Source organism: Saccharopolyspora spinosa NRRL 18395 (assembly GCF_000194155.1).
Lineage (GTDB): Bacteria > Actinomycetota > Actinomycetes > Mycobacteriales > Pseudonocardiaceae > Saccharopolyspora > Saccharopolyspora spinosa.
The window spans coordinates 1,788-15,249 of record NZ_GL877887.1 but is presented as its reverse complement, the minus strand read 5'-3'; the positions used below and the strand labels follow the sequence as shown (position 1 = coordinate 15,249).

The following is a 13,462-nucleotide window of genomic DNA, read 5'->3' as shown; positions in this document are numbered from 1 at the left end:
AACGCCGGGGCGTATTTCTCGGTCACCGCTGCCACTCGCCACCGCACGGGAAGCGGTAGCGGTTCATGCACTTTTCGCTGCCGCTCTTCGCATTGCGACCGGTAGCGGACCTCTCTCGCGAGCCGTTGGAGCGGCTCGGCCAGCGGGTCCGGGAAGGGGTGGACGGGTCGCTGGACGAACGTCACGTTTCCGACCGTGTGTGCCATGACCGCGGAGTCCACGGTCCCGCTGATGTCAAGCTGATCGACGGTCGGGCGGAGTGCACCGCGATCCCTCCGGTGTGTTCGTGATGGCGCAAACTCCTACCTCGTAATGCCCGTCGCCCTCCGGCGCCGCAACGGGCTGGCGCGCGCGATCTGGTGCTCGTGGTCGCGGATCCGAACCACGACGTCCTGGTTGTCCACCCACTCGCGGAACGTCAGCCACGGCAACCTCCGGCAGCGTCACATCCCCGCTGCGGCCTCAATCGCACCCGGTGCGATACATGCCAATTGTTCACCGGTACCGCGATCAGGCCTGAACACCTGGATTTGACCGGTCAGCGGTAGGGCGGGAGCTGGCCCGAGCCAACCCGCCGAGGACGATGGCGACCAGCCCCAGCACCAGGGCCAGGTAGCCCCCGACGATTCCATTGCCGGTGCCGGGACCGCCGTCGGCGGTGACCACCACCAGCCCGCCGTTGACCACGGCGATCAGCCCCGCCACCAGGGCCACGATGGCTCCCCCTTTCCCGGTGCCGTTGCCGATACGGCCGGCGGATCGAGCCCGAGCCAGCCCGCCGATGACCACTCCCACCCCCGCCAGTAACGCCGCCGAAGTGGCCCAGACCCGGTCGGGGGTCCAGCCGTAAACAAAGGGGGCGGATGGCTGGGCCAAGGCGTGCGCGGCTGCCGGTGTGGCAAGCGCGAAACCTCCGAGCAGTGCGGCTGCGGCGGTGGCAAGCATGCGACGGACGGACATGAGTTGCTCCTTCTCCCACGACTGGACGTCACTGATCATGTCCGCTGGACCCACCGCCGGTCGTTGTGCGGACGCAGGCAATTTCGTGCTGCCGCCGGTGCCGTAGCCGACTGCTGCGGATGCCGCAGGAGCCGTGAAGCTACCGCGGGTGCGGTAGGCGGCTGATCATCTGTGCGCGGGAGTCGCCCGCGCGAACATCTGGCTAGGGTGCACGCATGAGCGGCGCAAGGATCGGCGTCAGGGACGGGGTGATCGCCGTCGGCGTGGCGGCGGCCCTGCTGGTCGCCGGGCTGTCCGGACAACATCCCCCTACGGATCTCGACCCGCTGGGTTACGCGTTGTTGGTAACCGGCGGTCTGTCGCTGGCCGCGCGCCGCTGGGCGCCGTTCACCGTGCTGGCCGTGACCGCGTTGTGCGCGTTGGGTTACCAAGCCGTCGGTTTCGAGGTTCCGGTCATCGCGTACCTGTTCGCGGTGTACTCCGCGGTGCGGGCGGGACAACGCATCGTCGCGGTGGCGGGTTCGGTGATCATGCTGGCTGCTCTTCCGCTCGCGATTTTGACCTCTCCCCACGACTGGCCCGTGGGCGAGGCCTTCACGCAGTCCCGGGACGTCCTGCAACTGGCATGGCTGATCGCCGCCGGTGCGGCGGGTGAAGCGCTGCGGCAGGCCGAGCGCCGGGCAGATGAGGCCGAGCGCACCCGGGAGGAGACCGCGCGGCGCCGCGCCGACGAGGAGCGGCTGCACATCGCGCGGGAACTGCACGATTCGCTCACCCACCAGATCTCCGTCATCAAGGTGCAGGCCGAAGTCGCCGTCCACGTGGCCCGGAAGCGGGGTGAACAGGTGCCGGAGGCCCTGCTGGCGATCCGGGAGGCCGGTCGTGAGGCGGCCCGGGAACTGCGAGCGACCCTGGAGGCGCTGCGCGACGACGACCAGAACCCACCACATGGGCTCGACCACGTCCCGGAACTGGTGCAACGGGCCCGCACGACCGGCCTCGACGCAAAGCTGACGATCGAGGGATCACGAAACGACGTGCCGTCCGCGGTGGACCGGACCGCTTACCGGATCGTGCAGGAGTCGCTGACCAACATCGCCCGTCACGCCGCCGCCGCTACCGCGTCGGTCCGGATCGACTACCGCCCCGATGCCCTGGTCATACGGGTCGACGACGACGGCAGGGCCACGTCGGACACCGCACCGGTGCCCGGCGTCGGGCTGCTCGGCATGCGCGAACGAGTCACCGCCTTGGGAGGTCACCTGCGAGCGGCGCCGCGCGACGAGGGCGGCTTCTCCGTGCAAGCCGAACTTCCCGTGGATCGAACGTCATGATCCGCGTCCTGCTGGTCGACGACCAGCCGCTCATCCGCAGCGGATTCCGCGCGCTCCTCGACATCGAGGACGACATCGAGGTGGTGGCCGAGGCCGCCGACGGCAGCGAGGGCCTGGCGCTGGCCAGGGAGCATCTGCCTGACATCGCGCTCATCGACATCCAGATGCCGGTCGTCGACGGCATCGAGGCGACCCGGCGCATCGCCGCGGACCCGGCCCTGGCCGGGGTGCACGTCGTCATCCTGACCAACTACGGCTTGGACGAATACGTCTTCAACGCGCTGCGCGCCGGCGCGGCCGGATTCCTCGTCAAGGACATCCAGCCGGAAGACTTCCTCCACGCCGTGCGCGTCGCCGCGCGCGGCGACGCCCTGCTCGCACCGTCGATCACCCGTCGGCTGATCAACCGATACGTCACCCAGCCGCTCACCACTGTCACCGGCACCGGGCTGGAAGAACTGACCAACCGCGAACGCGAGGCCGTCGCCCTGGTCGCGCAGGGCCTGTCCAACGACCAGATCGCCGACCGCATGGTGATCAGCCCGCTGACCGCGAAAACCCACATCAACCGAGCCATGATCAAGCTCCACGCCCGCGACCGCGCCCAACTCGTAGTCCTCGCCTACGAATCAGGCCTGGTAACCTCTCGCAACTCCTGACACCCGCGCTCACCTGGTGGGTTGGACGCGATCCAGTAGCCGCCCTCCCTGTTCCGGGAGGCTCGCTCGAACTCACCCCGATGAAAACGGCCACCGATGTTCTGCTGGCGATGCAGGAAGCCGGGCCCGATGATTGGTCGAGCAAGTCCGGGCCGCCGGGGACGACGCCCCCTCGGCTCCCGGGTGCCGCAGAACCAAGCTCGCGACGACGCCACTGCGGTTCTGGTCGAAACGCGCGACCGGCCTACCGCTGGCCGCCCCGCAAGGATTGAATACAATAATCACTGAGATAATAGGTACAACAAACAATCCTGCTCTACTACCAAGTCCTCGTTCGGCCCTTCGGGCGCGCCGCCCCACGCAAAGGACACACCCGAGCCGATGACCTTCGTGATCAAGTGCCCGTCCGCTGGAACCGACCGGCAAGTTGCGCTGTCCCTGAATCCTGTCGTGCGGTAGGTAGGTCTCGCTTCGGTCGATCATGATCGAGACCACCAGGTCCGGGTGCGAGAGATCCACCGCCCAGCCCACCGCATCCTGGAACCGCTCCTCGATGTGCCCCTCGACCGCCGCGGACCCGGGCGAGAAGTCCTTGTCTCGCCGCGAATCACGACGGCGCGATTGCGGTTTCACGGACACTGGGACAGAGCCTTTTTTAGCTCTGGCACGAAGTTGGTGGTGAGCCCCGATGTGGCAGATAGTCGATCATGCCCCCGGTGTACTGATCTTGATCTGAAGGTTCTGCTTCCGCATCTGGTCGACCTGAGCATCGAGCAGGTCACCCGTCACGGGCCGACCCTGCGAATCCACGCCGGCATCACTGCACAAGACGCGCCGTGCCCGGACTGCACCCGCAAGTCGGATCGGGTGCACAGCCGCTACCAGCGGTACCTGTCCCATGCCGCGATCGGCAAGGCGGAGACGCACGCGCCGCCGGACACGACGCGGAGCAGGTGGTGGACGGGCTGGTGCGCTACTCGCGCTACCCCGTGCCGCAGCCGCTGCTGGTGGACATCGTCGAAACGATGGGCCGCTTCGGCCGCCTCCAGCTGGCCAACGACCCGGCGCACGGCAGCAACGGGCGACACACGGCCTGACACAAATGCGACCCGCGCACCCTTCACCGGCGGGTGCGGGATGTGTTTGTCGTTTTCAGGTTGCTTGTGTATTGGCCAACGGTGTGCACCATCGGGATCGTCGATCCGACCGATTGCGTATGGCGCATTGCGGTGAGGCCGAGATGCGGTCGGCCTGGCTGTCCGAGGTCCTGCCAGAGTTGGTGCGGGGCTTCGAAGGCCACAACGGGGTCGGGGCCGCTCTCGATGACCTCCCAGGTTCCGCTCTCGATGGGGTCAGGGAGACGTCGACGGCCGAGCCGTCCGGGGCCGTGATGGTGCTGGCGGTCGGCCGCCGGGGGTGTGGGGGCGAACTTGTGGCCCCGGCGCAGGCCGGGCGGGAGTCCGTGGAGCATTGCTGTTGTCGTCCAGGCTTTCGGTCACGACCCTCCACTTCTTGTGCCGGCAGACTACGGCTTCCGCTTTTCGGGCCGAAAATCATGACCGTCGGGGTTCTCGCACGCTCTCCCGGTTCCTATTCTTGAAATGCACCTTTCCACCACTTCTTCGGTGATTTTCGCGATGCACCTCGTGGACCTCGTCGACGTCAACTGAAGGAGGAGCTGTGATGAATCGCGTTCTGCGCAGCTCGCTCGGAGTCGCGCTGGCACTACCACTCCTGCTGGGGACTTCCGCGCTCGCCACGGCCGAGGCGCAGGCCACGAGCCAGGCACCGACCGCGGTAGCCCAGATCGCCCCGCAAGAGAAGCATAACCTCCGCTGTTGGGGCCCTCCGCAGAATCGGATCTGCCACGAGCACGTAACCGGGCACCCCAAACATCAACGGGAGTTCCGCGGACATGAACACCAGCATCACCACCACTCGCATTAGCAACTGGTGAACACCGGTGGAAAACGGCCCCACCGAAGCACCTTTACGGGGCACGCCGCTCTGGCACGGAACTGGTTTTTTCTTGAACGCAGCCGATCGGCGGCGCCGGGATCGCTTTACCGCGGAAAGCCGGTCGGGGGGATGGGCCCGACGGCGTCGACGACACCCGGCCCTGCTCGTAGCACGGCGGAGGGTCTGCCGCACATCTCCGCAAAGACGAGACCTCCTGCATCATCTGCTACCGACACATCAAGATCCTTTGTTAGGAAACCTCGATCAGCCCGCGGTTGCGGGGGACGCTGCTGAAGCGATCCATGCCGCACACGGCCACCTGCACCAGGGGCGATGGAGACGCCCGCTGCGCTCTGGTCACCGCGCGAGGCCGGCTGGCGCGTCCCGGATCCTGCTACACCGTCCCCGCTGAGACCACCTCGTCCGGATAGGCACCGACCCGGTCCCGGTACGCCTCTCGGGCGTGACAGCACATGGCGGGCTGGTGTCGGGCTGCGGTCAACCGCCGGTTTTGAGAGAGTGATCCAGATCCTGCGGGTTGGGACCCTCGGGGTGCCAAATCTGTTTCGGGCAGGCGAGTAGCGGGGAGAGATAGTCGTCATGGGTCTGGTCAAAGAGACGCAGCGGTCGATGTACGCCACAGTGGGTGCCGCGGCGTGGATGATGGACACGATGCGCACGGTTCCCGATCAGATGGGGCGTGCCTGGCAGCAGCGCACGCAGTGGATGAACCGTGCCGGCGAAGCGTATGAAGATCTCACCGAGCGCGGGCAAGCCGTCATGGGCGGCGCGAGGCAGGAAGTCCAGCATCGGGCCGGTCAGATTGGCGAACAAGCCCGTCGCATCCCTGGCGTCGCACGCGCCGAGGGAGCCATAACCGGAAGGGTCGTCGACGCAAACCAACTCCCGATCGCCGACTACGACGGCCTCACGGCGGGAGAAATCGTTCAGAGACTGCAGGGTCTGTCCCGGCGAGAGCTGCAGATGATCGCAGGCTACGAAAAGCGGAACCGCGCCCGCGCGACCGTGCTACATCGCATCGACGAACTGCTCGCCAAAAGTCCGGCTAAAACGACATGACCGCCCGGCGGAAGCCTTGGCCGCAATGCCGTGATTGGGGCTTAGAGTCGAGGATGTGTAGGACACAACCAAAGCGACAGATGCCGGACCTCCGGAGTGCATCTGAAGGCCGATTCACCGCAGATCCGCTCGGCGACAATCGGCCGCGGACGCCGACGCTGGCAGATCATCTCGCCGCGACCTTCTGCAGACACCTGGGCATCTGATCGCGTCCGGCGAGGCTGCCTCCTACTTGCGGGTAGTGGTCGTCGGGGGCGGCGGGGTGTGGTCGACGACGTCGGCGGGCTGCCCGGTGACCTCCACCGGCACCGAGTTCTCGGCGCCGACCAGCGTCACGCGCTCAGGCCGTCGGTGGTCATCGACGGGGCGACGTTGATGCTCATGGGACCCGCCGAACGGGTGCGCTTCACCACGACCGCGACCGATCCCATTTCTCCTCGCCAGTTTTGGCGGCGCCGGCGGTAGTGAAGTCGGGCAGCCAGGTGCGCACGAGCTCGCCGCCGGTGGTGGTCACTCCGTGCCCGCCGTCGAGCCCGAACCGCGCCTCATAGAGCGAGGTCCATCCGGTGTCGCTCGAGCCGATGATCGGCTCGGCGCTGCCGTCCTTCTCCCGTGGGTTGAATCAGCGGAATCCTGCGGTAGGTTTCGACTTCGAACCTGACTTCGTTGCGGGTGCGCTCGTAGTAGCCTGCTCGCCTGCGTGTCTGCGGTGTGTTCGGTGACAGTGCCGCTGACGGCTTTGTCGATGCCGTCGAAGCCTCGCGTTCGAGCTCGTTGGCTGTGTCGACGTACACGCCGTTGACGAATCGTCGGTGAACGTCGCTCGCCTGGCCTTGATCAACTGGCTGATCTGGTAATATCGCGAGCACCCGGTCGACCTCGAACGCGCCACCGAGCGGAAAAGGTCAACCTCGTAGCGCTTTCGCGGCGACCGCGGACTCGCCTGTCAACCTCGATCGGGCTTGCTAGCTTGGCGAGGTCGGCGTCCGGTGCTGGGCGACGCGTGCGATGAGCCGTTGCAGTTGCTCGTTGACACCTTGTGGTGACTCCAGGATCAGTAGGTGGGTAGCGCCGGTAATGGCGACCAGTTCGGCTCCCAGAATTTCCCGTGCGAGTGCTTCGCTGTGGCTTATCGGAGTGATGGTGTCGCGGTCTCCGACAAGGATCGTGGTGGGAACCTTGCCGAGTGCCGACACGGCGGTGCGCTTGTCGAAGGTGTCGAGTTCGGGGAAGAACTCGGCGATCACCGCGATCGGGGTCGAGCTCATCGCACGCGCGGTCAGCTCGGCAACAGGCTCTAGGACCTGCGAGCCGAACAGGTAGCGCTGGGTGAGCCGGAACGAGGTGCGGCTGGTGATGCGGCGAACGGTGTCGACCACGTGCGATTGCCGACGCAGTAGGGACAGGCTGGTGCGGACGGCTTGGTGGAGCAGGCGGGCGACCGGTTCGGGCAGGCCCAGGGTGACGCCGGACAGGCCACCGGCTGAGGTGGCGATGAGAGCCGCACCCACGACGCGGTCGCCGAACAGCTCCGGATGGGACTCGGCGAGTCCGAGGATGGCCATGCCGCCCATCGAGTGGCCGACAAGCACTACCGGACTTCGTGGCGCGGTCGCTTGCAGGATCGCGAAAAGGTCCTGGCCGACCTGGTCGATGGTGGCGTTGGCGGGTGTTGCCCAGCCGGACCGGCCGTGTCCTCGCTGGTCCCACAGCACCAGCCGGGCATCTCCGGCCAGGGCTTCGCGCTGGAAGTGCCAGCTTTGTGAGTCGAGCATGTAGCCGTGGCAGAAGATGACGGTCACGTCGCTGGCACCGCAGTCGACGATTTCCACGTGCAGCTGCACCTCATCGGATGCCATCACGGCGAGGGTTTCCGACGTCTGTGGCATCTGAACGGCTGGGGCGAACGCTGCATTATCCGATTTGGTTTTAGAGAAGTCCCTGAACCACCACACTGCACTTCACCCCCCAGAGCGATTCATCAGAAACTAACGTCCAGGTCAGACCGAAAGTTCCCTGCGACCGTTGGTGTCACGCCTCGCACGCGTTCAGAGCGTGTTGTTACTGGCCGTGGCCGAGGAGTGTGCTCACTTCCACTCCGGTGCTCGGGTGCGCCTGGCAAGCTCGTCCGGTTTCCCGCGGCAGCGAGTCGGCGAAATCCGCGAGATCGGGCATGGCGTGCGGGTCAGCATGGATGCCCACGCACAGGGCGTCTCCATAGCGTCCGCGCCCGTCACTGAGGGCGGGAGACGGCCCCTCTCCTGGAGGGGAGCTTTTCGGAGCCGGAGCACGCTAGGAATGCGTCTCGCCGCAAATGACGTTAACGCCTTCGGGCTGACACCGCATGGTCGGCGAGCACCTGCTAGGCGCCAAGATTTGTTCGGGCGGTGCGACCGGCGGGTATGCGATCGGGTGCAGGGATGCCCCTTTTGCGGGTCCCTCAACAGCGTGTTATTCCTGACCTGCAACTGATTGCGGTGTCAGGGGAAGGCGTACGGCGATGCATGACCATCCTTATACAGCAACGCTTTCCGCGATCAGATCACTCCGTGCTCAGTGGTCCGAAGAAGTAGAACTGACGTCCGATCCAGCGCATGCCGCCGTGCTCCACCGTCGCCTACTCGGACTTGCCGACACCGTAGCCCGGCTCCTCGTCTACGAACAGTTCCACCTCGAACAAGTGCGCAATACGATCCTGACGCAACGACTTGCTTTGATCACTGACCCGGAACGACAAGCAGGCAAACCCGTACGTGGCGAAACGGGTTCGGTGCCAGCTGGAGCTGCGAGGTGATCACCTTGGCGGCTCCTGCGGGGCCGCCTGCTTTCCGCGCATAGGTCGGGTGCGTAGGCGAGCAATGGCCGGGTACCCGAAGCGCTGTGCACGTGAACACGGTGACTTTGTTTCCCTAGCCTCGATCTTTCGCGCGACCAGCAAACTGGAGGTGACCTTGTGTAGGTGATGTCTGGTTGTCAGCTCGTCGTCGCTTGCCGGTGAGTCCGGTCCGGGTAGCTGTCAGGAGGCCCGGTAGCAGACTGGCGGCTTGGTGGAGAAACCTGCGGAGTCGAAGCCCAGTGTCAAATGCCCTGGTAGGGGGAGCGACTGTGCGGTCCGTAGCATCACGCGAAGCCTGCGGCGTCGTTAGAGGTCCCGCCCGTGTGGGTGGGGTGCAGGGAGTGCCGAGCCCCCGAAAACAGGGTGAAGGACATGGAAGACGCTGAAGACCTGGAAGTGCAGGCGTCGAAGGACTCCCCGGCGTATGGGGCTCGGAACGTGCAAACAGTGGCGGCGGGAACTGGTGAGGCCCTCCCCCGGCAACCTGCGGATGGTGTTGCCGGAGTGTGGCGCTTTATAACCGATGACCTCGGGAAATGAGTCGTCAGTCGGAAGGGAGTCGGAGGCGGTCGTAGTACTGCTTGAGCCGAGCGGACAACAGAACCGCCGGTGAGGGAAGGGCCGCTGCTTCGTCGATGCGCAGTGTCTGTCTTGGAGGAGCCCGGTGAGTGCCGTTTCGGCTAGTTCCGCCGCGTTGGGATCTGTTCCTGTGGATCCGGTTCGTGCCTTGCAGCAGTGCTCTACCGGGCGGCCAAGGCCGATCCCGGGCGACGGTTTCACGCGTTGCGGGACAAGGTCGTCCGCAGGGACGTCTTGTGGCGCGCGTGGGTCACGGTGCAGCGCAACGGCGGTGCACCGGGCATCGATCGGACCACTCTGGCCGAGGGGTCTTTTGCCGGTTGGCCGCTTCCACCAAGGCGATCATCCGGTCCACGGCCCGTGATCACCGACTCGTCCACGCTCGCGATGCCGTCGAGCACGTCCCCGTCGCCGGGGATGATCTCGCCCGCCTCGACGATCACGCGGTCGCCCCGTTGCAGTTCCGAGGCGGGCACGACCTCCCACCGGTAGAACGCTCGCTCGACCCGCAGGTGCCGCCCGCTGGTGTACACCCGGTACATGTAGTCACCCAGCGGTCGGTGGACCACTGCCAACGCGAGTGCCAAGGCCACCACGAACAGGACCCCGGCGGCTACCGCAGTCATCTAGAACCGCTCCGGGAACAACAGCGCCATCACCAGGAACACCAACAACACCGCGGCCAACACCAGGCCGATGACGTTCTCCACGGTCACAGCCGCTCGACCGCCCGAATCACGAGCGCCAGCACGACGAAGACCACGATGGTCAACGCCACGAATGCCAGATCGGCCATGACGTCCCCCTTCATCGCTCGCCCGACGCGAAGCCGTTCAGGAACAACCAGCCCAACACCGAGGTGACCAGTGCACCCGGGGCATTGCGGATCGCGGCGGCATACCCGCCGACGACGAGGCTGAGCACGACCAACCCGGCCACCGGCTCGCCCGACCACCAAGCAGCCACGCTGGCAGGCACCGTCCCGACCGCTACGACGAAGTAACCCACCGCCGACGACGCCGTCGCGGGCCCTGCCACGGACCGACGCGCCGGGCCACAATTCCGGAAACCACGCATCGCCACGCCCCCTGCCTTCGTCCGCAGGCGGTTACCACCCCAGTCAAGCTCGCCAGGAACCCGCGACCAGGGGTCTTGACGCGATTACTACGGAAAGCGCCAAAAACCTGACGATGGTGCGCATGGCTCGTGCTCGGAGGAGGCTGGCCATGCGCGATTCTGCGAGTTAGGGTCCCGCCGATGTCTTTAGGTCGGCTAACCTGTCGGGTTCCAAAAGTCGGCCGCGGCCGTGACCTGTACTGATCGACACACCGCGGCGATCCAGGAATGATTGTGCGCCGTGTCGTTGCGCATGCTCTACCTGATCTTCATCCGGCTTGTGGGCTGGCTGGTATTACTCGGCCGTTCGTCGGCGGCCAAGGATGCGGAGTTGCTGGTCTTTCACGAGGTCGCCGTGCTGCGCAGAACGACCCCCAAACCGCGCCTGGACTGGGCGGACCGGGCAGTCTTTTCAGCGCTCATACGGCTGCTGCCCGCGCCCCTACGCGGACACCGGCTTATCACGCCAGGCACAGTCATGCGCTGGCACCGCCGCTTGGTCGCCAAAAAGTGGACCTACCCGCACCGATCCGGACGTCCACCCATCAACGCGGCGCTCTCCGCGCTGATCGAGAGGATGGCCACGGAGAACGAGACCTGGGGATATCAACGAATCCAGGGCGAACTCCTCAAACTCGGCCACCGCGTTGGCGCTTCGACGATCCGCAGGATCCTCAGGCGACGGCAGATACCGCCGGCGCCGCGCCGGAGCACCGACACGACCTGGCGGCAGTTTCTGCGCACCCAGGCCTCGGCCATGCTGGCAGTCGATTTCTTCCATGTGGACTGCGCCGTCACACTGAAGCGGATCTACGTGCTGTTCGCGTTGGAAGTGCACAACCGCTCCGTGCACATCCTCGGCACGACCACGAACCCGGACGGACCGTGGACCACACAGCAAGCCCGCAATCTTCTGATGGACCTCGGCGACCGGGCAGCTGAGTTCAGGTTTCTCATCCGCGATAGGGCCGGTCAGTTCACGGCGTCGTTCGACACGGTCCTGGCTGACGCCGGCATACGGGTCGTGAAGATTCCACCCGGCTGCCCCCGAGCGAACTGCTTCGCCGAGAGGTTCGTACTCACCGCTAGAACCGAACTCACCGATCGCATGCTGATCTTCAGTGAACGACACTTGCGAACCGTGCTGGCCCAGTACATCCGGCAGTACAACGGTCGGCGACCGCACCGAGGTCATCAACTCCGGCCTCCGCAGGCGGACCACCCCGTCCCCAACCTCAACCACGAACGAATCACACGCCGATCAATCCTCGGAGGCCTCACCAACGAATACGAACGCGCAGCATGAAACCGCAGATCAGACCCACTGTCCAAGTTTTGGGACCCGACAGGCATCCCAACGACGAAGAGAATCGAGGCGGATAGGTTGGGCCTATAGATCAAATCCCACGATGTCGCTTAAGCTTCAAGTTCCTCGCTATCTGACGATCATGCGCCCTGAACGGGCATGCTTCTGCGCTAGCTCGCGCCAGCGTGTGATCGCCATCGCTGCCGTCGGTACGGCGTCGATGCGCTTGCCGACGGCGGCGCGGTCGGGCTTGTCGGGCCGGAGCTGGTCGGCGTCGCCGGGCGGATGGCGGACTTCCACCGCGTCGAAGCACCACTCGGCTACGGGGTTGGCGTGGTGGGTCCAGCCGCGTGACTTGGTGAGCGCCATCAGCTCGGTCATGCCGAACGTGAGCCCGCGGTAGGTCTGCGGGATCGGCGCGAGGTCCAGCCGCGTCTTCTTCACGATCTCCTGGCGCACCGGCTCGCCGGACCACTCGTCGTATCCAGCGGCCATGACCTTGAAGTCGCGGCAGTCGGCGGCCAGCAGCTCGCTCTTGCCGTTCTTGCACGCCAGCTCGAGCCAGCCGATCTGGTACCGGCGGACGTAGGACTCCCACTCGGGGTCCCAGGTGACTTCGCCCGAACAGCGGCTCGATGATGTCGCGGCGCTGCCAGGTCGCGAGTACGAATGGCCGGCGAGCCCATTTGTCCTTGGTGTGGACGCACAACTCGGCGCAGAAGGCCACGGCGTGCGCGGCCCTCGGGCGCAGAAGTGGTCACCGCGTTTGCGGCACGTCTTCCCGTCAAGGGTGAAGCCGCACTCGGGCTCCCGCCGTTTACGAGAGGAGCCGTTCGGCGCTCGGCCCCTTGACGGCACCCGGCGCGTCCACCTTGAGCTGCGTGCGATCGGACGGGGTGAGCCCGAACCGAGCCCCGTACTGCGCGAACGTCGTCTCCGCCTCGCGCTGCACCGTCAGGGCCGGGTTCTTCACGAACCCGTTCGGCCCCTGCACCAGCAACGCGGAACCGTTGACCAGCTTGGTCGCCTGCTTGTACCGCGCCAGCGACTCGCAGACGATCACGAAGGCATCGGTGTCCCACGGGGTCAGCACACCGACCGCGATCAGGCTCGGGGCCAACCGGTCCCACACTGCGCGGGCATCGTCGGACAGCTCCTCCGGCGGGGTGATCTCGCCCTCGGGCGGGATTGGCTCGGCATCGTTGATCCTGTCTTCTGCCAGTATCCCAGCCGCTCAACTGGTGAACAAGACAGCCACGCCAGCCCCCAGCAGCGCGATCGCCCACACACGGTCGAGGTTGATCCAGGCGATTCGCAGGATTCGCAGGCCGAGGAACTCGAAGACGACCACGGCAACCACGCCGGCCGCCACGACCATGGCAACGGTGTGCACCACCGTCGCCACCGAGGCGTGCAGTACGGCGTCGGCCAGCCCACCTGACCCAACCGTGGTCGCTGGCATGTGATGATGCTGGTGGGTGACCGGAGCCGGACGCTCGACCAACACAGGCAACAACATCAGGCCCGCACCGTGTGCTGAGGACATCAGGAACGACCAGGCCGCGAGCTGCCATCCTGTCAGGCACATACCCACCCAGCGGAAGTGTCTGCGGGACAACAGCCGCCACAGCCC

General features: G+C 65.9%; 13 protein-coding genes and 3 pseudogenes. 5 read left to right on the top strand and 11 right to left on the bottom strand.

The window, feature by feature from the left end:
* Both SSPN_RS61320 and SSPN_RS0141505 read right to left on the bottom strand, forming a co-directional pair.
* A partial coding sequence (locus SSPN_RS61320) for a hypothetical protein (protein WP_237710996.1) occupies positions 1-206 on the bottom strand: 206 nt, incomplete at its 3' end.
* A 304-nt stretch (positions 207-510) separates the two neighbouring features.
* Positions 511-960 carry a DUF6223 family protein gene (locus SSPN_RS0141505; RefSeq protein WP_044577546.1) on the bottom strand — a complete coding sequence of 150 codons (450 nt, stop codon included), beginning with the start codon at positions 958-960 and terminating at the stop codon, positions 511-513.
* Between the two features lie 215 nt (positions 961-1,175).
* On the opposite strand from SSPN_RS0141505, the gene SSPN_RS0141500 reads away from it, so the two are divergent.
* A complete protein-coding gene (locus SSPN_RS0141500; RefSeq protein WP_029536256.1) occupies positions 1,176-2,294 on the top strand; it encodes a sensor histidine kinase in 1,119 nt (372 codons plus the stop codon).
* A complete protein-coding gene (locus SSPN_RS0141495) occupies positions 2,291-2,953 on the top strand; it encodes a response regulator (protein WP_010316606.1) in 663 nt (220 codons plus the stop codon). The genes SSPN_RS0141500 and SSPN_RS0141495 overlap by 4 nt, the downstream gene beginning before the upstream one ends.
* A 72-nt stretch (positions 2,954-3,025) precedes the next feature.
* Here the strand turns inward: SSPN_RS0141495 and SSPN_RS63215 are convergent, their stop codons facing one another.
* The gene (locus tag SSPN_RS63215; protein WP_394378910.1) at positions 3,026-3,586 is read right to left on the bottom strand and encodes a THUMP domain-containing protein; all 561 of its coding nucleotides are present in this window, start codon (positions 3,584-3,586) and stop codon (positions 3,026-3,028) included.
* A gap of 287 nt (positions 3,587-3,873) precedes the next feature.
* On the opposite strand from SSPN_RS63215, the pseudogene SSPN_RS53435 reads away from it, so the two are divergent.
* Together SSPN_RS53435 and SSPN_RS0141470 are read left to right on the top strand one after the other, a co-directional pair.
* A pseudogene (locus tag SSPN_RS53435) lies at positions 3,874-4,026 on the top strand (helicase-associated domain-containing protein); the annotation flags it as partial.
* Between the two features lie 1,486 nt (positions 4,027-5,512).
* A complete protein-coding gene (locus SSPN_RS0141470; RefSeq protein WP_010316600.1) occupies positions 5,513-5,992 on the top strand; it encodes a hypothetical protein in 480 nt (159 codons plus the stop codon).
* Between the two features lie 965 nt (positions 5,993-6,957).
* Here SSPN_RS0141470 and SSPN_RS48400 read toward each other — a convergent pair.
* The 5 genes and pseudogenes from SSPN_RS48400 to SSPN_RS0141420 form a co-directional block, all read right to left on the bottom strand.
* On the bottom strand, positions 6,958-7,881 hold the full coding sequence (locus SSPN_RS48400; protein ID WP_010316589.1) for an alpha/beta fold hydrolase: 924 nt from the start codon (positions 7,879-7,881) through the stop codon (positions 6,958-6,960).
* 172 nt (positions 7,882-8,053) lie between these two features.
* Positions 8,054-8,194 (bottom strand): hypothetical protein, encoded by a 141-nt coding sequence (locus SSPN_RS57430; RefSeq protein ID WP_010316587.1) that lies wholly within the window; start codon positions 8,192-8,194, stop codon positions 8,054-8,056.
* 1,517 nt (positions 8,195-9,711) lie between these two features.
* A pseudogene (locus SSPN_RS61315) lies at positions 9,712-10,033 on the bottom strand (P-type ATPase actuator domain-containing protein); the annotation flags it as partial.
* Positions 10,034-10,123 (bottom strand): K(+)-transporting ATPase subunit F, encoded by a 90-nt coding sequence (kdpF, locus tag SSPN_RS56235; protein WP_044577540.1) that lies wholly within the window; start codon positions 10,121-10,123, stop codon positions 10,034-10,036.
* Between the two features lie 91 nt (positions 10,124-10,214).
* Positions 10,215-10,373: a hypothetical protein gene (locus SSPN_RS0141420; protein WP_237710995.1), complete on the bottom strand. Its 159-nt coding sequence runs from the start codon at positions 10,371-10,373 to the stop codon at positions 10,215-10,217.
* A gap of 391 nt (positions 10,374-10,764) precedes the next feature.
* On the opposite strand from SSPN_RS0141420, the gene SSPN_RS0141415 reads away from it, so the two are divergent.
* Positions 10,765-11,829, top strand: coding sequence for an integrase core domain-containing protein (locus SSPN_RS0141415; RefSeq protein ID WP_010316582.1), 1,065 nt, complete (start codon positions 10,765-10,767; stop codon positions 11,827-11,829).
* Between the two features lie 129 nt (positions 11,830-11,958).
* Here the strand turns inward: SSPN_RS0141415 and SSPN_RS53415 are convergent, their stop codons facing one another.
* From SSPN_RS53415 to SSPN_RS61310, 3 genes and pseudogenes are all read right to left on the bottom strand, one after another.
* Positions 11,959-12,687: a hypothetical protein gene (locus tag SSPN_RS53415; protein ID WP_237710994.1), complete on the bottom strand. Its 729-nt coding sequence runs from the start codon at positions 12,685-12,687 to the stop codon at positions 11,959-11,961.
* Positions 12,647-12,961 (bottom strand): phage terminase small subunit P27 family, encoded by a 315-nt coding sequence (locus SSPN_RS48390; RefSeq protein WP_010316579.1) that lies wholly within the window; start codon positions 12,959-12,961, stop codon positions 12,647-12,649. The genes SSPN_RS53415 and SSPN_RS48390 overlap by 41 nt, the downstream gene beginning before the upstream one ends.
* A 102-nt stretch (positions 12,962-13,063) precedes the next feature.
* Positions 13,064-13,462, bottom strand: a pseudogene (locus tag SSPN_RS61310) (hypothetical protein); the annotation flags it as partial.